Source organism: Spirosoma areae (assembly GCF_054781775.1).
In genome coordinates, this window is record NZ_BAAGTT010000034.1 from 103,856 (window position 1) to 124,206 (window position 20,351).

Genomic DNA, 20,351 nt, shown 5'->3' on the forward strand with positions numbered 1-20,351 from the left:
GTTCGTCAGGCCGTTCGTACCCGGCGAAAAACAAAAATGTATAGCATCGTCCAGGCCACTAAATAGGCCAGACCGGCGATGTAAAAAATGATGTAATACCCTTCCGACAGTTGATTCAGCAGTTTGTAATGATCCAGAATACGCCCGACGATGAGCGGGAAAATAGCCCCGCCCAGCGTTCCGGCCATAGTGCCCAAACCAACCACCCGGCTCAGCACCTGCTTGGGAAACTGGTCGGCGGCTACGGTGAAAATATTCGCCGACCACGCCTGGTGAGCCGCCACCGCCAGCGACAAAACGCCGATAACCGGCCAAATTCCGTTTAACTGACTGATGGCCATAACCGGCACCACGCAGAGTGCAAACAACGCCATGGCCCACTGCCGCGCCCGGGTTGGGTGCCAGCCCTTGCGGATGAGCATGGACGACAGCCAGCCTCCACCCACGCTGCCAATGGTTGCGGCTGAATAAATGACAATCAGGGGCAGGCCGAGTTTTTTCAGGTCGAGGTGGTAGATGTTCGACAGGTAAGAAGGCAGCCAGAACAGAAAAAACCACCAGATGGGGTCGGTCATGAATTTACCACTCATGAACCCCCAAATGGCCCGGTTCGAGAAAATCGAGTAGTTTTTTGCGGTCGTATCGTCAATCAGATTGGTCGAAGCGGCATCGCCTGCCACGATGGGTTCGGCGGTAATGTAGGCCAGTTCGGATGCGCTAACCCGCTTATGCCGGGCCGGAACTTCGTAGTAGAACCACCAGGCCGCAATCCAGATAAATCCCAGCGCGCCCGTCACGATGAATGCCATTTGCCAGCCTGCCACGACCGCTATCCAGGGCACCACTGCCGGAGCTGCCACCGCACCGATGTTGGCCCCGGAGTTAAAAATGCCGACCGCCAGCGCCCGCTCTTTCTGCGGAAACCATTCGGCCACCGTTTTGATGGATGCAGGAAAGTTACCGGCTTCGCCAATGCCCAGAAACGCACGGGCAACCATGAAGCCAAAAGTGCCGCCTGCCAGCGCATGACCCATTGCTGCAAAGCTCCAGACGATGATGGCCCAGATATAGCCTCGTTTCGTACCAATCCGGTCAATGACATAGCCAGCCAGCAACGTGCTGGTGCCGTAGAAAAAAGTGAACACCGTCACGATGTTGCCGTAGTCGGATTCGCTCCAGTTGAATTCTTTTTCCAGAATCGGCTTCAACAGGCTGATGACCTGCCGGTCGAGGTAGTTGATGGTGGTGGCAAAGAAAAGCAGGCCCACGATTACCCAGCGGTAGTTGGTCTGTTTTGTCATATCCAGGGCCGTCGTCAGGACGCTGCCAGTGGGCGGAAGATTCTGATTTCCAGTCATAAAGAATTAGCGTATAAGCATGTTGGTGATGGTCGTGGACGGTTTACTCAAACAAAAAACGGCACGTCTTTGGGAGCGTATTTCCGCATCCCCTCTTCATTGATTTCCACCCCGATACCCGGTTTGTTAGACAGCGGAATAAATCCTTTTTCCACCATTGGCCCATCGAACGTGACGATCTCTTTAAACATCGGTTCTTCGTGGAAGTAGATTTGCCATTCCAGAATCAGGAAGTTCGGCACCGACGCGCACACGTGGCTCGATGCCATTGCGCCCAGATACGAAGCCACCATATGGGGGGCAAAGGGCACGTAGTACAAATTAGCTAAGTTGGCAATGCGCTGCGCTTCACCTAAGCCGCCTGCCTTCTGCAAGTCGGGCATGATGATGTCAACGGCTCCGATTTCGAGGAGTTTTCGGAACCCATGGGCCAGGTAATGGTTCTCACCCGCACAGATGGGCGTGTTGGAAGCTTCGCGGATTTGCCTGTAAGCTTCGGGGTTTTCGGCCGGGATGGGTTCTTCCAGAAACAGGAGGTTGAGCGGCTCCATCAGTTTGGCCACCTTGCGGCCCGTGGGCAAATCGTAGCGCCCGTGCATGTCCACGCAGATGTCGACTTTTGGGCCAACCGCCTTGCGGACACCGGCAATCTGGTTATACATCCGCTCCAGTTCGGCGGGGCTGGCCGTCCAGTTGTAGGCATCGTATTTGTTGGGGTCGTTGCGTTCGTCGATGTCATATTTCACCGCGTTGAAGCCCATATCGACCGCCTTCTTAGCGCTTTTTCCGAAGGCATCGGGGCTGGTGTCTGTTTCGCGGTAGGCACCCGTGTCGCAGTACACCCGGATTTTGTCCCGAAATTTCCCGCCAAGCAATTGATAAACAGGTAGTCCGAGGGCTTTTCCAACTAAATCCCACAGGGCCGCTTCAACCGCCGACAAGACGGCGACGTACATGCCCGCCTGTGCGCCCTCAAAAAAGCCCGCTCGCCGGACATCTTCAAATAACCGATTGACATTGAGCGGGCTTTTGCCTTTAATGCGCTCGGCCATTAGCTTCACCAAATGATACGTTCCGGGCGTGGCATCAACGCCTTCGCCACAACCCCAGATGCCCTGATTCGTATGGACCTTTACGAACAAGCTGTGGCCGCCACGGGTGAAGCCACATTTGATGTCGGTAATTTTCAAATCCGACGGGGCCGAAGAAAGGGGAGCGCGGTCGACGGCCGTTTCCAGTCCTGAGCCAAAACTGGACAGGGCAGTGGCACTGAAGACACTGGCTAATGCGCTTTTGGTTAGAAAGGAACGGCGGGAGGTCGTGGTTGTCATAAGGGAGGGATTTTAATACGTTTTAGCTACCATGTCCGCGTCTTTAAAAAATCCTGAATCTGCTCTTTCGGGACCGGAAGTTCGCTAACGTGCGCGTTGAGCCATTGCGAAAAATCCTTCTCAATTTCGTCCGACCAGCGCGTATCAATTTGCCCGGCCGTGTATTTCTGTTCGCGCAGGCGCAAATGGCTGAACATGTCCCGCAAGCGGATAATCTCCGACGTTTTCACCACTTTTTCGGCCAGGTGGGGTGGAATGAAACACACGCCCCCATCGCGGCCCAGCACCACGTCGCCCGGCATCACCATCACTTTGCCAATGCGCGTTGGGCGGTTGATTCCCACCAGCGTGGTGTTCAGATTGCCTTCCGGGTTGTGGTGCGAGGGGTGATAACTTCGGAAATACGACGTAAACCCACCAATTTCTTTCAGGCCGGCCACATCCCGAACGGCGCCTTCGTAGACAATGCCATTGCCCGTTTTCGCATAGATGGAGTTGCCGAGGTTGTCGCCAATCGTTGGCCCATCTTCGTGCATGCCGAACTGGTCAACCACATACACATCGCCTTTCACGAGGAGGTCAATTGGCCAGGCATTCTGCGACTTTATCCGCCCATCTTTGGTATGTCCTTTTTCGTCCGTCACCCGATGCACATCGGGCCGGCCGGGCATGAATGTGGCCGTTAACGCCCGGCCCACCAGCACACTGTCGGGGTTGATGGTTTGCCAGTCGCCGGTGAACTGGTATTTATAATTTTCGTTCTTCAGCACGGCCCAGGCTTCTTCCTGGGTCACTAATTTCATGCGTTTCAGAATGGCATCCGGCACTTTGGGGCGACCATCGGCAAAGCGTTCGCCTTTCCAGTCTGGAGTCAGAAAAATCAGCTCTTCTTTCGAAATCTGCTGGGCAACCGATGCCGTTACCCGGCCAATCAATGCCAGCATCACCAGCCATAAGAGTCCTCGTTTCATGTGTATATGCGGCAGTTAAATGGGTTTAGAGAAGGTATGTCGAATAAGAATTACCGGTGGGCATTCTACCCATTGACGGGCAGATTAGGTTGTTCACCCTCACCCCCAACTCCTCTCCCAGAGGGCGATGGGCTTTTCCATCCACTTTTTTAGCCCATCGCCCTCTGGGAGAGGAGTTGGGGGTGAGGGAAAGGATAAGTAAAGCTTGTTTATTCTTTTGTTTAGGTAATAAGCCTTTTCACCAATACCCAAACCAACCTTGTCGATGCAGAAACTTACGATGCGTTCCATTTTGTTTACCCTGCTTTCCCTCCTGATCGTTGGCCCGATATACGCCCAAACCCTGCGCCCACCCGCTTACCCGCTCATTACCCACGACCCGTATTTCAGCGTCTGGAGCACCACCGATAAGCTAACTGACTCACCCACGCGCCACTGGACGGGCAAGCCACAATCGCTGGAAGGGCTTATACGGGTGGATGGGAAAGTCTATCAGTTTATGGGGGCCGTGCCCACTACCTACGAAGCCATTCTGCCCACCGGCGAATCGAATTCGTACATCGCACAGTACACGACCAAAAAACCCGATGCGGGCTGGGAAAAGCCCGATTTTAACGCAGGCGACTGGAAGTCAGGCTTAGGGCCGTTCGGCGATACGCCCGATGCCCGCACAAAATGGACAAACAGCGAGAAAGACGGAATTTATATTCGGCGGGAGTTCACCTACGATGGCAAGGCCGACCCGGCCAACCTGCTGCTATCGCTCAACCATGACGATGATGTGGTCATTTACCTCAATGGCACCAAAATTTTAGACAAACCCGATTACATCAGTGAGTACGTGTATTTACCACTCTCGGCAGAAGGGCAGAAAGCCTTGCAGAAAGGTAAAAACGTTCTGGCGGTGCATTGCGTGAGTCCGCGCGGGGGGTCGTTTATTGATGTCGGCATTGTGAAACCAATTACCTCAACGGCTTTGGCAACCGCCACCCAAACGGATGTAACGGTGTCGGCCACGCAAACCCAGTACGCCTTCACGGCTGGCCCGGCGAATCTGACCGTCAATTTCCTGTCGCCCCTGTTGCTGGATGAGCTGGAGGTTGCCGCCCGGCCTATCACTTACGTCACCTTCGAGGTTCAGGCAAAGGATGGTCAGCCGCATTCGGTGCAGGTCTTTTTCAGCGAATCCGGCACCATAGCAACCAACACCATTGGGCAGGAGGTCATCACCAAAGCCGGACAAGCTAATGGATTAACCTATCAATCGGTTGGCACACAGGCGCAGGCTTTACTGGCCCGAAAAGGTGACAATGTGCGGATTGACTGGGGCTACGCTTACTTAGCCGTTCCACAACAGGCTGGAAACCAAACAACAGCAGGCATGGCCGATGGCCTGAAACGGGCATTTCTGACGACGGGAAAACTACCGGCTGCCGCAACGAAAGCGGCTCCCCGCGCGGCTGTTGATGTGGCCCTGGCTACTGTATTGAACTTCGATAAAGTAACTAAACAATCGACCGCCAAACATCTTTTGCTGGCCTACGACGACCTGTATTCGGTGCAGTATTTCAAGCAGAACCTACGTCCGTGGTGGAATCGGGACGGCAAATTAACGATGCCCACGCTGTTGCAAACCGCCGAAAAAGATTATGCCCGGCTCCGGCAGAAGTGCACGGCCTTTGATGCTCAACTCCGCGCCGATGCCCGGAAAGCCGGTGGTAAAGACTACGCCGATTTATGCGTTCTGGCCTACCGGCAGGCTATTGCTGCCCACAAAATTGTGGCTGGTCCAAAAAAGGAAGTGCTTTTTTTCTCCAAAGAAAACTTCTCGAATGGCTCCATCGGCACGGTCGATATAACGTACCCGTCGGCCCCGCTGTTTCTGCTGTATAATCCAACGCTGCTGAAAGGGATGATGGAGCCGATTTTCCAATATTCAGAAAGCGGGAGATGGACCAAACCCTTTGCGGCCCACGATGTGGGTACCTATCCGCAGGCCAACGGGCAGACGTATGGAGAGGACATGCCGGTCGAAGAAAGCGGCAATATGCTGCTGTTGACAGCCGCCATCGCCGGAGCCGAGGGCAACGCCGACTACGCCAAAGAGCACTGGAAAGCCCTGACAACCTGGGTCGAATACCTTAAAAAAGATGGCTTCGACCCGGCCAATCAACTCTGCACCGACGACTTCGCCGGCCACATTGCCCGCAACGCCAACCTTTCAGTAAAAGCCATATTGGGGATTGCGGCCTATGGGCAGTTGGCGGCCCGTTTAGGCGACAAAGCAACGGCTGAAACCTATCTGAAAACGGCAAAAGATATGGCTGACAAATGGCAGCAACTCGCCCTCGACAAAACAGCGTCGGCTAAAACACACTACGACCTGACCTTCGAGAACCCGTCGGATACCTGGAGTCAGAAATACAACTTAGTGTGGGATAAGCTACTGGGTTTCAATCTGTTTCCGAAAGAGATAACTCAACATGAAATCGCTTATTACCTAACCAAACAGCAACCGTATGGCCTGCCCTTAGACAGTCGTAAGACCTACACCAAATCGGACTGGATTATCTGGACAGCCACCCTGGCTCGCTCCAACAACGATTTTGAAGCCTTCATAAAACCCGTCTGGAAATTTGCCAATGAAACACCTTCGCGCGTACCCCTCACCGACTGGCATGTAACCACCAATGCCAAACAGGTTGGCTTTCAGGCCCGGTCGGTGGTGGGCGGGTATTACATCAAAATGCTCGAAGGTAAACTAACGAAACGGAAGTGATTAGGACCTAATTTGTAGATGTAGCTTTGTTATTCCGACGCAGCGGGGCGGCCCGCTGCGTCGGAATAACAAAAAAAAACAGTACTCTGACAATTTTTGTGGTCGGGTGCATCCTCGGCCTGTGTCCTCACAGAACGCTTTAATGGGCATTACGTAAAAGCGTTCTGTGAGGACACAGGCCGAGGATGCACCCGACCACAAAAATTGTCAGACAACCAAAAAAACAAACAAAAAAGCCTTTTCTGATGCCAGGAAGGGCATTTTTGTTTGTTTACAATAAAATAACTAATAAATTAGTTGTAAAACTAAATCATTAGTCATAGATTTCGTCCAGAATTTCATACTCCTCCACAACAGCATGACGATACGCGAACTTACGAAGGCCGAAGAAGAAATTATGCGGGTACTCTGGCAACTCAAAAAAGGCTTTGTCAAAGACGTTTTAGTCGAACTACCGGAGCCTAAGCCTGCCTACAACACCGTCTCGACCATCATCCGCATCTTAGAGAAAAAGGAGTTGGTCGGCTACACGGCGTATGGAAAAACGCATGAATACTACCCGCTGATTACCGAGGAAGAATACCGCCGTTTCCAGACCGAGCAGTTAATGACCAACTACTTCGACGGTTCGCTCAAAAAGCTGGTGTCGTTTTTTGTGCAGGATAAAAACATCAGCCTGAACGAAGCCGACGAAATCATTAACCTCTTAAACAAACAGAAAGACCAATGAACGCCCTCCCCTATCTCCTGAAAGCCAACCTCTATGGCCTGCTGTTTGTGGGTTGCTATTGGCTGTTGCTGCGTCGGCACACGTTTTTTAGCGTCAATCGGGGGTATTTGCTGCTGTCGGCGGTGTTATCGCTGGTGCTGCCGTTGGTGAGTTTGTCCGCTCAAACGGTTGACACACTGCCCGTTCCGATGGGGGTTATTTCCCTGCCCATAACTGCCGTTGTCAACGCACCCATCGTAGCGGGTCCTGATTGGGAACAAATCGGAATGATTGCTTACGGTCTGATTTCGCTGGTTTTCCTGTTGCGCGTACTTGTTCGGGTTGGGCGTTTGGCGTCGCTGATTCGCCGGTCGCCCCGGCAAGTAGGTGATGGGTATGTGCGGGTGCAGCCCAGCGACCTGACCATACCGACTTTCTCGTTTTTCCAGTACATGATTCTAAACCCAGCAGATAGTGAGAATGACCTGATTATTTCCCACGAATTGGTTCATATTCGGCAGCACCACAGCCTTGATGTTGTAGCTATAGCCCTGCTACGCGCCATATTCTGGCCCTGCGCGGCCCTTTGGCTGATTGACCGGATGCTGCGGCAAGTACACGAGTTTCTGGCCGACAAACCCGCAAATCAACCCGCCGATTACGCCCGATTCTTAGTCGAATACACGTTTGGTGTCTGGCCCGACACGCTGACCAATGGTTTTTTCAACCCGTCGCTGCTCAAACAGCGCATTCAGATGCTGCACCAACGCGCCACAACCCGCTGGGCGTTGGGCAAATACGTCTTAGTTATTCCATTGGCAATGAGTCTACTGGCAATGACCACGGCGCGGGAAGAAATCGCGACAATGGTGATTCAGGCAACCAACGAAACCATCACCGTTTCGGGCCGGGTGACGAGTGCGGTGGAGGGCAAGGGCTTGCCGGGAGTTAACGTGGTGATTGCTAACACGACACAAGGAACGACCACGGATTCAGAGGGGAAGTACACCCTGACAAATGTCCCTAAAGACGCTTCGTTAGTGCTCAGTTTTGTTGGCTTTACAACTCAGGACATTAAAGTTAACGGGCAAACGACTCTGAATGTAAGCATGTCGCTTCAAACCAATAAGTTGAGCGATGTAGTTGTGGTAGCGTATGAACCCGTTCCTGAGCCAACACTACCAAAGCAATCATCAGAAACTAAACCGACTAGCCAGACCAGTCCAACTGGTGAAGTTTTTACGGTTGTGGAACAACAACCCCAGTTTCCAGGAGGTATGACAGCATTGGGTCAATACCTCACCCACAACCTGCGCTATCCGAAAGAAGCGCAACAGAACAAAGTACAGGGCCGGGTTTTTGTACAATTTGTGATCACCCAAACGGGACAGATTCAGGATCTACGCGTTCTGAAAGGTATTGGTAGCGGGTGCGACGAAGAAGCCGTGCGCGTCGTGAGTCAAATGCCGAAATGGAATCCTGGTCAGCAGCAGGGCCAGGCAGTAGCCGTGCAATACAATCTACCCATTCAGTTTTCGCTGGAAAAGCGGCAGGAAGATAAACGCACAGGGCAGGTACCAGGCCCGCAACCTGATTCAGCTAAAAAAGTGGGATTTATTATTGACAACAGCAAAAATGGCCGGTTTGCGCTCTATAATGACGTCACGACAGAGAGTAAAGAACGCTACTCCATGCCTCTGCCCGATTCGCTTAGACGTTCAGGGCTACCCATCACAATTCGGGGAAATGGCTTGAGTGCAGGAGAGCCCCTCTACATGCTTGACGGTGTTGAGATTCCAAAGAGTATTATAAACACTATCGACGCGAAAAATATCGAGACGATCACCGTGTTAAAGAACGCAGCAACGGCTGTATACGGCCCCAAAGCCCTGCATGGTGTTGTCCTGATAACAACGAAAAAGAAATGACTTCCCTCCCCTATCTCCTGAAAGCCAGCCTGTTTCTGCTGTTATTTTATGGCTGCTACGGGCTGCTCCTCCGCCGAAACACATTCTTCGGGCTGAACCGCGCGTATTTGCTGACTTCAGTCATGCTGTCGCTTCTGCTGCCATTTGTCGAATTGCCAGACAGAGCGACTAAATCGCTGCCCGTTGGCAGCATCACCTTACCAACCTTTGTTGTGGGCACGGCACCCCAAACGCCAACCGATGGGCTGACGACAACCCAATGGATTTTATTGCTGTATGGGATTGGGGTGGTCCTTATGCTGGTTCGGCTGGGGCTGAACCTGTGGGCCGTGCACAAGCTTATTCAGCGAGGCACGTCGGAACGCAACGTGAACTACACCCTTATCCGGTTGCCCGACGATAGGGCGCCGTCGTTCTCCTTTGGGCGGTGTTTAGTGCTCAATCAAACCGATGGTCGCACTGAACCCGACGCACTGATCCGCCACGAAGAAGCGCATATTCGTCAGGGCCATACTGCCGATGTGCTGTTTCTGGAAATCGCACAGGCCATCTTCTGGTTCAATCCTGTATTGATTTTCTACAAACGGGCCGTGCAGGAAGTCCACGAATTTCTGGCCGACCGGGCGGTGTGTAGCCGGGCTTCCACCCCGCCGGCTTATGTGCATCAATTAGTTGCCTACGCGCTTAACGTTACCCCGGCTGAACTCATTACTCCTTTTGTATCTAAATCAACCCTCAAACAACGAATCGTTATGCTGCAAAAACCACAAACGCATCGCCGGGCCTTGCTCCGTTACGCGCTGGCCCTGCCCCTCGCAACCCTATTGGTCATGTGTACCCAACCCGACCGGGATCAGCCCCAGAGTGAAGCCGGTCAGGCTCGTCTTGCCACGCCCAATCGCGTCGTGAAGGTACAGGGTAAGATTTATGACGCTGTCGAGGAGTCTCCGCAATTTCCGGGTGGCATCGAAAAACTATACGAGTATTTAAGCAAAAACCTGAAATACCCGGAAGCTGCACAGAAGGTGAAGGCTGAGGGTCGGGTAATGGTCCGTTTCGTCCTTACGAAAGAAGGTGACATTACCAATGTTCAGATTTTGAAGGGTATTGGTTACGGAGCAGACGAGGAGGCCGCGCGGGTTGTATCACAAATGCCGCGCTGGACACCCGCTAAACAGGACGGAAAAGCGGTGAATGTGCAGTACCATTTACCAATTAACTTTCAGTTGGAGGATAAAGAATGGGAAGCAGCAGCGAAAGGCAAAAAGTCAGCTTTCTTTTCGTTCCCCCTAAACGATGCCGACATTCGGAAAGCCTACAAACATTTTGTCGTAAATGGTAAAGAAGTAGCCTTCGATGAATTCAGCAAATACAGTAAAGCGGACGTTGTTGAAGCCAGTTCGAGTAAGCAACTGATGCGGATAGAAACGAGGTAGCTTATTGACTTGCACCGAACTTAAGTTCGGTGCAAGTCAATAAGCTACTCTTTCACCACCTTCCGGTTTGCCGTGCCGGTGGGCGTTTGAATTTGCAAAAAGTAGAGACCCTTTGGCAAATGTCCGATCTCCAGAGTAGCCGTGTGCTGACGACTGCGAACGGCTGGCTGCAGAACGGTTGTTCCAGACAGCCCACGCAGGGTCAGGCAGTCGATGGTCTCGGTGCCGGGCAGTTCAACGGTTAGTGTAGTGTTGGCCGGGTTTGGGTAAACCGCCAGCGCATCCGACCAGAGTGGCTCAATAGCCGTGACGTTCAGGATTTTAAACGTTCGGTCGATGGAGGTAGCCGCGCTGAATTGAGCGTTGCCATCCTGATAGGCCCGCACGGTAACGGTACCTTCGCCCGTGAATCTCAGCGTCGTGCCGGTTAGCGTTGCCGGGCCGCTCCTGACCTGAAAACCAACCACCAGATTCGACGAACAGGTTGCTTTAAGTACTAAATCACCCTGATTGGTATACCGGTCGCCGATGGCATCGAACGTAATCGTCTGGGCGGTTTTCTGCGGAATAACCCGGTTCGACTGGGTGTACCAGACCGGCCATTTCGCGCCGTTGTATAAGACCGTTATGCTGCCCGAAGCCGAAATTTTATCGGCCCCGAGTTTGATACTCGCCACATCTTCACGGGAACCGGTTAGGGTACTAAACACCAGCCGGTCATCCAGGCGGGAGTAGCTCGGAAAGCCCAATGTATTGTTTTCATAAATCACGTTCAGGTCGCCCGTACTCAGGTCCGTCGCGACGACATAATACGTATTGTCTATTTCGTTGACGTAATCGAAGGCAATCACATCCGGCGAATTTTTAGAATAGGACGGATTACCGATGCTCTCGCCTTCTTCCAGATTCGAGAAGAGCTTTTCAATGTCGCCCTGGGCGAAGTCGCCCGTTTTGTTGTTCCACACGTTGATGAACCCGACATCCCAGTAATCAATGGCGTCGCCGGAGTTATTTTCGAGCGAGTTAAAGGCATCATACACAATGTTTTCGCCGGTAAAATCCCACTCGAACGAATCGGCATACTCCACATCGCCCGTTTCTACCCCTTCGGTGTAGGTCGGGTTATAGAGCTGGAACTCAGCCCATTTCTTTTTATCGTAGCTGTAGACGTAAATCGACCCATCGCGGTCCGCCGTCAGGGCGGCCAGTTTGGTGCCATCTTTCGAGATAGCCACGTTGTCCCAAACGGTTTCGTCGGAAATAACGGTTTCGGCTGGCGTGCCGGTCAGGTTAACGGCCCGGATTCGCTTATCGGTCGTTACATAGTAGGCGAACTTCCCGTCGTCGGTCACGCTGGGGCGGTGCATCAGGCCCAGCGTCGATTTCGGGTCGAACTTTGCCGGACTCGTTCCTACCGTAGTCGAAAACAGTTTCGACGTTGTGGCATCGGCCAGCAGCATCAGGTCCTGCCCCGAAGCAACCGGCACGTCGGGCTGCTTGCCGGGTGTCGACTGCGTTGTTTCGGTGATGCCCACTGCGTCGAACGCATTTTTCGCGGCTGTCACTTCGGCTCCCGTCGCGCCGAACAAATCGCCGGCTGCTTTAACAACCGCCAGCCGCAAATCCAGAAATTGGGAGGTACGGACCAAATAGGTCGTCAGAGCGCGATAATACACCTTTTCGGCTTTGTCCTTACCGACCACCGTCGCGAATTTATAGAAGGCGAAATTTGGAATACCGCTGTTGATGTGAACCCCGCCATTGTCCTCGGTAGTGGTTTCATACTGCGCCATGGTAGCGGGCTGGTAGCCATTCGGGTCATTTTTGGCTCCACCCTGATTGGGATTCGACAGATTGCGGAGCGCGCCCGATGGCAAAACATTTGGGGTGGCAATATCTTCGCCGAGGGTCCAGTCGTCGCGGTCGATCATCGCGCCAAATACGTCGGCCATCGACTCATTGATAGCGCCCGACTGGCTCTTGTATTGCAGATTGGCCGTGTTCTGGATAACCCCGTGCGTCATTTCGTGCCCGGCTACATCCAGCGCACCGGCCAGCGGCTTCAACAGTTTACCATTGCCATAGGCCATAATTTTGCCGTTCCAGTAGGCATTGTCCATCGTCTTGCCATCGTCATCGGGCATGTTGATGACTGAAACCATCGTTTCGCCATTGCCATTCAGGGCATTCCGGTTAAATGTATTTCGGTAGTAATCGTAGGCGATGCCCGCGTTGTGGTGCGCCGAAATAGCCGTTGGACTCCAGTCAGTACTGTTCGTTGACGTAATCTGGTAAATCTTCTGCTTATCGCCGAAGGTATTTCGGGCATCTACCGTCCAGAGAGCACCCAGCGGGTCGTCGGGCATTTTTGACGAGGCTTTGAACATCGGGCGCGACGTGTCAATCAGGTAATACGTATTGTTGGTGTGCTGATAGGTCTGAAAGGAGCGCGTCGTTCCGTTCAGGTCGCGGCCCGATGATTTGACGGGGCCAACAAACGAACAGGTATGGTTGTATTTGTCGAGGACATCGCCGGTCTGGGCATCAATTATATATTCCCAGCGTTCGAGCATGTTAGGCCGAACGGTAAGCGCATAAGCCAGCTTTGCCTCGCCATCGGGCGTTGGAAAAACACACAACTCCCCTTCGGACGATTTCATTTTCAGAATGTTATCCCCAAACGACCGAACCGTCGACGTTTTTCGAACATCGCTGAGTGCCCGCTCCGAGGCATCGGTCAGGGTCAGTTTGGGCGTGGTGGCAAGGCCGTCCGGCACGGGCTGGTAGCGGCCATTCAGCAGACTTACCTCGCCATTGGTCAGGTGGGCAACTAATTCGGAACCAAGCACCGGCACGCCCCGGTGCATTTGCGCCAGGCGAACGTGCGTCTGGCCGAGGTCGTCGGTTTCGGTGCGGGAAACGGTGAAATTAACTTCCGGCTTATCCAGTTTGAGTACGTTATGCACCTGCCCCAAAAACTGATAGGTCACGGATACTGCCGCTGCCGCCGAAAGCCGCGCTCCAGTCGTTTTCGATGCGGTCGTTGCGTCACGCTGACGTTGCTTTCGTTCGATGAATACCGGCAAACCCGTTTCCGAATCCCGAACTACGCGCACTCGAAGCGATTCCATTTTGGGTTGCGTGCTGCCCGTTGCCAGTAAGGTATGTCGACCCGTCCGGTCTTTGGGAAGCGGCATAACCACTGCGTTCAATCGTTGAGCCAGACCGACCGACGGTTGGCTCACTTTCTGCTTACGCCCTAAACCCGCGTTGGGCTGCTGGGCCAGCACCGACGCGGTGGTTAGCAGACTCAGTATCAGTAGATGTGCTTTCATACGAGATGTTCAGTCAGTGATGTAGGATACCGATTTATACTGCTCCGATGGAGGATGAGTTTTGACAGGATTAACAGGATGTACAGGATTAATGCTGCGGATAAAAATCCTGTACATCCTGTTAATCCTGTCAAAAAACCTGTCCGTCATTCATTAGTTCAACCGTAACGAAGCTGGAATCATAGCCATGAACGAATTATAAAATTTGGGGTAATTGGCGGGAACTGTCTTACCGGCTTCGCCCCAGGTAACAATGTGTGCTACTTTGCCCTTTCGCCACCTGACAAACTTATAGAGGTTGCCAGGGTTATCGAATTTCGTGGTTTTGATTTTACACTTGTCTTCTACGGTGGCAAATACGCCTTTGGTATTTTTAGCGGTTTGCTGACCGATGAATGTAAATGTTGTATCGCGGCTGCGTTTGGCAAAGAGTTTTCCGTTTTCAAACAGGTAATAAGCCGTTGAAAACCCAGTGACCCCGCCCCCGCTGCCCACGGCAATCTGACGACCCGTATAGTTATTGGGGGTGATAGCCGCAGCCGTTTTTTTCACAACCGGCATGTTATCGCCAGCAGCCCGGATGCCCTGCGCCTGAACACGAGACAGGCTTACGGTTATTGAAAGAGCAAGTGAGGTCAGTAAATGTGATTTCATCATGAATTGTGGATTCTTATTTTCTAATGTTACACCGGGTTTTAACCCGGTGTAACATTAACTACTTCTATAACAAAGGTATATTCCTCGGTCAGCCGGGTCAATACTGCATTTGTATGATTTGACGAAATTAACCTCTGGGACGGTAAATAATAGGGGTGAGTTACTCTAAGGCGGTGTTGGCTGGCCATACGTCGACTGCGATAAGGTCACTGATTTACGAAACGGTCCGCGATGAATCTGAACGCGCAGCAAATTATCAAAATCACCTGGCTCGATTTTCGTCAATGTCGGCGTTGCGCCTAATCCTCTGGCTATTTCCAGAATGGTATTGCTGTGGCCCACCACCAGCACCGTTTTGTTCCGAATCCGGCTCACCCGGTTCACAATAGCCTCCATCGGTTTAGCCGGATAATCTACCGACGCTATGGCCAGGCGTTTGGCCAATGGTGCGGCTGTCTGGCGGGTACGATAGTACGGTGTCGTGAAAAGGGAGTCGATGCCCCGGCTGGCCAGGGTATCGACTAAGGCGGCTGCGCGTGCGTAACCTGCTGGCGTAAGGTCGGTGGTATCGGTTTCGTTTACCTTTTCGGCATGGCGAACGATATAAACCGTGGTTGTTGAGCAGGCCGTTACGAGTGTACTCGAAAGAACAAACAGGAGAAGTAAGCGCATAGGTATCGGGTGAGGGAACACAATAATACAAAAAAGCCCCCGGCAAATGCCGGGGGCACGTCGAATGAGTACAGAATAAGTCTACTTAGCCTACGACTAAAGTCGTGGGACAGGTGAGCAAAGCCATCTATAATTGAACCGTTTTGCCCTAATCCCACCGCTAAAGCAGTGGGTTATTAGGTAACTTTCCCAACTCACTACCTACAACTCGCGAATCCAGATATTGCGGTAACCAACCGGGTTGCCGTGATCCTGCAACAAAATTGGCCCGGCCCCATGTGCCTGCACTTTCGGGTAGCCAATGTACTCCGTCGTGCCGCGAATGGCTGCGTGATTTTGTACCAGCACCCCGTTGAGCAGAACCGTTACGTAAGCATAGTCGGTCATCATACCGGCTTTGTTGAAGCGGGGGGCCTGATAAACGATGTCGTAGGTCTGCCACTCGCCCGGCTTGCGGCTGGGGTTGGCCAGTGGAATGGTCTGTTTATAAATCGACCCGACCATGCCATCGACGTAGGTTGGGTTGTTGTAATTATCGAGTACCTGCAATTCATAGCGGCCCTGTAAAAAGATACCGCTATTGCCCCGGCCCTGGCCCGTGCCTTCAACTTTTTCGGGTGTTTTGAACTCGATGTGGAGTTGAAAATCATTAAATTCTTTCTTCGAGCGCGCCGAGAAGCCTTTGGTCGAATACAGCACACCATCCGTCACTGGCCATTTCAGGGGCCCCTCGTTGGTTTTTTCCCAACTGGCTGGCGAGTACCCTTTAATAGCAACCCATTCATCGGCATTTTTACCGTCGAACAGTACAGTCGCATCCGACGGGGGCGTGGTGCCGCTCGTGTTGGCCGAAACAGCGCCCGGCGTAACAACCGGGGGCACGGGTTCCCAGATTTCGGTCGACTGGGGTGTTTGTTTGCCCGGCTCTGGCTGAGCCAATGTCTGATTAGTAAGAACGAGGCTGACAACCCCAACACAAACTGCCAGCGATACTTGTAGGTTTTTCATGGAAACTGATTCGGGTTAATGAATACACGGGGAAAACGGTCAAAGATAGGGCAAATGTCTTTTAGCAGTCTTTTACCCGGAAAAAATTGTAAATTTCGGCCCTCAAATTTCCCCTTTTTTACATGAAAAAACCACCATTACAGGCCTGCTTCGGCTGGCTGCTCGGCATTGGATGGACCCTTGGCGCGGGCCTGACACTGGCCCAGCCGGCGCCGATGCCCGGCACTGCACTACTACTCAACGACTTGAGTGCGTTTACATCGGCAACGGCCAATTGGCGCATCGCAGGCAATGCGCGGGCCGATCTGAACAAAGCCAACACCCTCACCACCGACAAAGGCACGGGCGTTCTGGCAAATGTTCCCTTAGACAAAGCCCCCGCCGACCCCAGGAACCCGTCGAAGTACAACCTGTTCACTACCTTACAGCATGGCGATGTTGACCTGGAGTTAGAGTACATGATGGCGTCCGGGTCAAATTCGGGCGTGTATCTCCAGGGCCGCTATGAGGTGCAGTTGTTCGACAGCTGGGCCAGCCGCACCCCCCGAACGATTGATAACGGGTCGATTTACGAACGCTGGGACCCCAAACGGCCCGAAGGGCAGCAGGGCTACGAAGGCCACGCGGCCCGTCAGAATGCCAGCCGGGCACCCGGTCTGTGGCAACGCCTGAAGGTTTCGTTCCAGGCCCCGCGCTTCAACACAAACGGGCAGAAAACCGAGAATGCCCGCATGATTCGCGTCGAACTGAACGGGGTTATTATTCAGGAAGATGTTGAACTAACGGGACCAACGCGGGCGTCGGGCTTTGACGACGAAAAACCGCTTGGCCCGCTCATGCTCCAGGGCGATCATGGCCCGGTGGCGTTCCGCAACATTCGCTACGTCAGCTACGATAAACCCCGGCCCGAACTGCTCAACCTGAAATACGCGGTGTATAAAGGTAAATTCGAGAAGGAGCCGGAATATGATAAAACCGCGCCGGAATCGGAAGGGGCAACAACGGTGCTGTCGGCGGCCGTAAGCCGCATACCGAATGAGTTTCTGATTCGCTACACGGGCACCCTGCGCGTTGCCGAACCGGGTGAATATCGGTTTAATCTTGGCGCTGCGGGGGGCGGAGGTATGCTCAAAATCAACAATCAGCCGGTTATTGCGCCGGGTGAGCGGGGAAGCAGCAAAACGACGCTGGCCAAAGGCGATTTGCCGTTTGAGCTTTTTTACAGCAAATTCCTCGACTGGGCACAACCCGCGCTGGGCCTGACCGTAGCCGGGCCGGGCATTCGGGAATATGTCATCAGCGACGGGTCGGCAAGTTCCGGGCAGGAGGTCGATCCAATTCTGGTCGATGCCTCAACCAATACCATCCTGCGTAGTTTTATGGATATGCCCGGCGAGAAGAACACGCAGGGCCGAACGTTGCGGGTAACTCATGCCATTTCGGTCGGTAGCCCGGAGAATATTCATTACACTTATGATTTAGACAAAGGCGCCTTGGTGCAGGTCTGGCGCGGCTGGTTCTTAGATACGACGCCCATGTGGCACGACCGGGGCGACGGCTCCTCGCGGCCCATGGGTATGGTGCAGCGATTGGGCGCGCCCGTGCTGTTTTTGAGCAAATTAGCCTCGGCACAGGCCAACTGGCCTACCGACACAACTGGCTCTACTTATCGGCCCAAAGGCTATGTGCTCGATGAAAACGACCGGCCTACGTTTCGCTATCAGAGTTACGGCAGTTCCGTTGACGATAAAGTTCGGGTTCTGGGCGAAGGCAAAGGCATTCAACGCGAAGTCACCATTGCTAATCCAGCCAGCGACCTTTATGCCCGACTCATCAGTGGGGCCAGCATCAGCGCTTTAGAAAACGGCCTCTATCTGGTGGATGGGCAGCAGTACGTGAGGATCGACGAGGTGGGCGGGGCCAAACCCACCATTCGGGAAGCCGGTGGGCGGCAGGAATTAATCGTGCCGGTAAAGGGAAAATTGATTTACTCAATCTTGTTTTAAACCCCTCACCCCCGGCCCCTCTCCCTGGGGGCGAGGGTAACATACTACCATGAAAAAACTACTGACAACCCTCTTCACACTAGCCAGCTTCATAGCGGCACAGGCGCAGGAATCGCCGAAAGAGGAAGATTTTTTTAAGATTCTGAAAGTGACCGCCCCCGAAGGCACGCTCCTCGAAGTGGGTGGCCTGACGGTGTTGCCCGATGGCAGCCTGGGGGTGGCCACGCGCCGGGGCGACGTCTGGATTGTCGAAAATCCAACCAGCCGCAAGCCCTACTTCCGCAAGTTCGCGTCGGGGCTGCACGAACTGTTAGGACTGACCTATAAGGACGGGGCGTTGTACTGCGCCCAGCGTGGTGAACTGACGAAATTAGTCGATTCGGATAAAAATGGCAAAGCCGATGTGTTCGAGACAGTGTATGCCTGGCCGCTGTCGGGACACTACCACGAGTATAGTTTCGGACCAAAAATTGCGCCCGATGGTCAGTTCTTCGTGACGGGCAACGTAGCCTTTGGCGATGAGGAATGGTGGCGGGGCGAAAGCCGCGTTCCGTGGCGGGGCTGGACCATGAAAATCAGCGAAAACGGCCAAATGCAGCCCTGGGCTACGGGCATGCGGTCGCCCTGCGGACTGGGCATTTTTGAAGGTGAACTGTTCTATGCCGATAACCAGGGCGACTGGATGGGATCGGGTGGTGTTGTCCATGTGAAGAAAGGCTCGTTTGTGGGCCACCCGGCCGGTTTGCGCTGGACAGGCATGGCCAACTCCCCCGTAAAACTCTCGGCGGAGCAGTTTGCGGCCAAAGTTGACGAGCGTCGGCGCAAAGACGAAAATGGGCGGGCTATCAAACCCGAAAACGTCATCAACGAAACGCCGAATCTGCTGTATGCCATGAAAGAGCAATTCCCCGGCACCGACATTCAAACACCGGCGGTGTGGCTGCCGCACGGGGTTCTGGGCATTTCAAACTCCGAAATTCTTGAAATTCCGCAGGGTGCCTTTGGGCCCTTTTCAGGGCAGGTGCTGGTGGGCGACCAGGGGATGAGCAAAATTTCAAGGGTGTTCATGGAGAAAGTGAACGGCGAGTATCAGGGCGGGGCCATCGAGTTCCGCAACGGGTTCCGGTCAGGCGTTCTGCGGATGGCGTGGGCCAAAGACGGCTCTCTGTTCGTGGGCGAAACCAACCGGGGCTGGGGGTCAGCCGGAGAAGCCAATGAAGGGTTGCAGCGGTTAGTCTGGAATGGGGCGATGCCGTTTGAGATGCGCGCGGTGAAAGCCATGCCCGACGGCTTCGAGGTCGAGTTTACCAAACCCGTCGACCGGAAATCGGCGGAGGATTTAGCCTCCTATCGGGTCGAGAGTTTCATCTACAAATACCATTCGGTGTATGGCAGTCCGACCATCAATAAAGAAGCCTTACCGCTCAAAGGCGTGAAAGTCTCCGCCGATGGCCTGAAAGCCCGTTTGTTAGTGAGCGACCTCCGCAAATACTACATCCATCAGTTAACGCTCGATGGCGTTCGGGGAGCCGAAGGGTCGTATTCGCTCGTTCACCCCATTGCCTACTATACGCTCAACAACATTCCCGATGGTCAGAAATTGGCCATGAGTGAAGTTAGCACAAAAAACTCGGCGACCACTCCGGCGGCAGTCGCTCCGGCAGCGACAACAACAGGCGCTCCCGGCAAAAAAGGCACAGCTAAGCCACTAACTGGCGAATCCACGCGGGGTGGTAAGCCCAAATTAGTGGAAGGTCAGGCCGTAACAATGGCGAAAGCGCCAACCTACGAGCAGGTAAAAGGCTTGCTCACGCGGCATACCTGCACGGCCTGCCACCAGGCTAACAAACGGCAGGTGGGTCCGGCGTTTTCGGACGTAGCCAAACGCAAATACACCAACGACCAGCTTGTGGAGTTGATTTATAATCCCAAACCAACCAACTGGCCTGACTACGCCACTGAAATGCCGCCCATGCCGCAGGTACCCAAAGCCGACGCGCTTAAAATTGCGGCCTGGATCAACTCGCTGGCCCCGGTTAGCAGCAGTGCCTCGGCTGGGGAGCCAAAGCCGTAATGACCCGGGCGCACCCATTCGTGAGCGGCCAGTTTCGTAGAGAGACTGGCCGTTTTTTGTTGTAATTCGGATGCGGGCAGGGGGCAA

General features: G+C 53.6%; 13 protein-coding genes. 6 read left to right on the plus strand and 7 right to left on the minus strand.

The genetic code is table 11. The features are described from left to right. Positions 1 to 5: 5 nt before the first annotated feature. The 3 genes from ACYVI1_RS19575 to ACYVI1_RS19585 are packed head-to-tail and all read right to left on the minus strand — an operon-like array spanning position 6 to position 3,633. Positions 6 to 1,358, minus strand: coding sequence for an MFS transporter (locus ACYVI1_RS19575; protein ID WP_460912435.1), 1,353 nt, complete (start codon positions 1,356 to 1,358; stop codon positions 6 to 8). A gap of 47 nt (positions 1,359 to 1,405) precedes the next feature. Continuing rightward, entirely contained in the window at positions 1,406 to 2,689 is a 1,284-nt protein-coding gene (locus tag ACYVI1_RS19580) for a mandelate racemase/muconate lactonizing enzyme family protein (RefSeq protein ID WP_460912436.1), read from the minus strand. Between the two features lie 26 nt (positions 2,690 to 2,715). Then, positions 2,716 to 3,633 carry an RraA family protein gene (locus tag ACYVI1_RS19585; RefSeq protein ID WP_460912685.1) on the minus strand — a complete coding sequence of 306 codons (918 nt, stop codon included), beginning with the start codon at positions 3,631 to 3,633 and terminating at the stop codon, positions 2,716 to 2,718. A gap of 292 nt (positions 3,634 to 3,925) precedes the next feature. On the opposite strand from ACYVI1_RS19585, the gene ACYVI1_RS19590 reads away from it, so the two are divergent. From ACYVI1_RS19590 to ACYVI1_RS19605, 4 genes are all read left to right on the plus strand, one after another. Then, positions 3,926 to 6,439 (plus strand): glutaminase family protein, encoded by a 2,514-nt coding sequence (locus ACYVI1_RS19590; RefSeq protein ID WP_460912438.1) that lies wholly within the window; start codon positions 3,926 to 3,928, stop codon positions 6,437 to 6,439. A gap of 358 nt (positions 6,440 to 6,797) precedes the next feature. After that, positions 6,798 to 7,169: a BlaI/MecI/CopY family transcriptional regulator gene (locus ACYVI1_RS19595; RefSeq protein WP_460912439.1), complete on the plus strand. Its 372-nt coding sequence runs from the start codon at positions 6,798 to 6,800 to the stop codon at positions 7,167 to 7,169. Further along, positions 7,166 to 9,076 carry a M56 family metallopeptidase gene (locus ACYVI1_RS19600; RefSeq protein ID WP_460912441.1) on the plus strand — a complete coding sequence of 637 codons (1,911 nt, stop codon included), beginning with the start codon at positions 7,166 to 7,168 and terminating at the stop codon, positions 9,074 to 9,076. The genes ACYVI1_RS19595 and ACYVI1_RS19600 overlap by 4 nt, the downstream gene beginning before the upstream one ends. Continuing rightward, positions 9,073 to 10,512: a M56 family metallopeptidase gene (locus ACYVI1_RS19605; RefSeq protein WP_460912442.1), complete on the plus strand. Its 1,440-nt coding sequence runs from the start codon at positions 9,073 to 9,075 to the stop codon at positions 10,510 to 10,512. Before ACYVI1_RS19600 ends, ACYVI1_RS19605 begins: the two co-directional genes overlap by 4 nt. Positions 10,513 to 10,556: 44 nt before the next feature. On the opposite strand, the gene ACYVI1_RS19610 is transcribed toward ACYVI1_RS19605, so the two are convergent. The 4 genes from ACYVI1_RS19610 to ACYVI1_RS19625 form a co-directional block, all read right to left on the minus strand. Beyond that, a complete protein-coding gene (locus ACYVI1_RS19610) occupies positions 10,557 to 13,847 on the minus strand; it encodes a M4 family metallopeptidase (RefSeq protein ID WP_460912443.1) in 3,291 nt (1,096 codons plus the stop codon). Positions 13,848 to 14,000: 153 nt separating this feature from the next. Further along, positions 14,001 to 14,504: an FAD-binding oxidoreductase gene (locus ACYVI1_RS19615; RefSeq protein WP_460912445.1), complete on the minus strand. Its 504-nt coding sequence runs from the start codon at positions 14,502 to 14,504 to the stop codon at positions 14,001 to 14,003. Positions 14,505 to 14,669: 165 nt separating this feature from the next. After that, a complete protein-coding gene (locus ACYVI1_RS19620) occupies positions 14,670 to 15,176 on the minus strand; it encodes a SixA phosphatase family protein (protein WP_460912447.1) in 507 nt (168 codons plus the stop codon). Positions 15,177 to 15,377: 201 nt separating this feature from the next. Next, positions 15,378 to 16,184 (minus strand): 3-keto-disaccharide hydrolase, encoded by an 807-nt coding sequence (locus ACYVI1_RS19625; protein WP_460912448.1) that lies wholly within the window; start codon positions 16,182 to 16,184, stop codon positions 15,378 to 15,380. A 122-nt stretch (positions 16,185 to 16,306) separates the two neighbouring features. Between ACYVI1_RS19625 and ACYVI1_RS19630 the strand changes: the two genes are divergently transcribed. Beyond that, positions 16,307 to 18,190, plus strand: coding sequence for a family 16 glycoside hydrolase (locus ACYVI1_RS19630; RefSeq protein ID WP_460912449.1), 1,884 nt, complete (start codon positions 16,307 to 16,309; stop codon positions 18,188 to 18,190). Positions 18,191 to 18,239: 49 nt separating this feature from the next. Continuing rightward, a complete protein-coding gene (locus ACYVI1_RS19635) occupies positions 18,240 to 20,264 on the plus strand; it encodes a c-type cytochrome (RefSeq protein WP_460912451.1) in 2,025 nt (674 codons plus the stop codon). Positions 20,265 to 20,351: the final 87 nt, after the last annotated feature.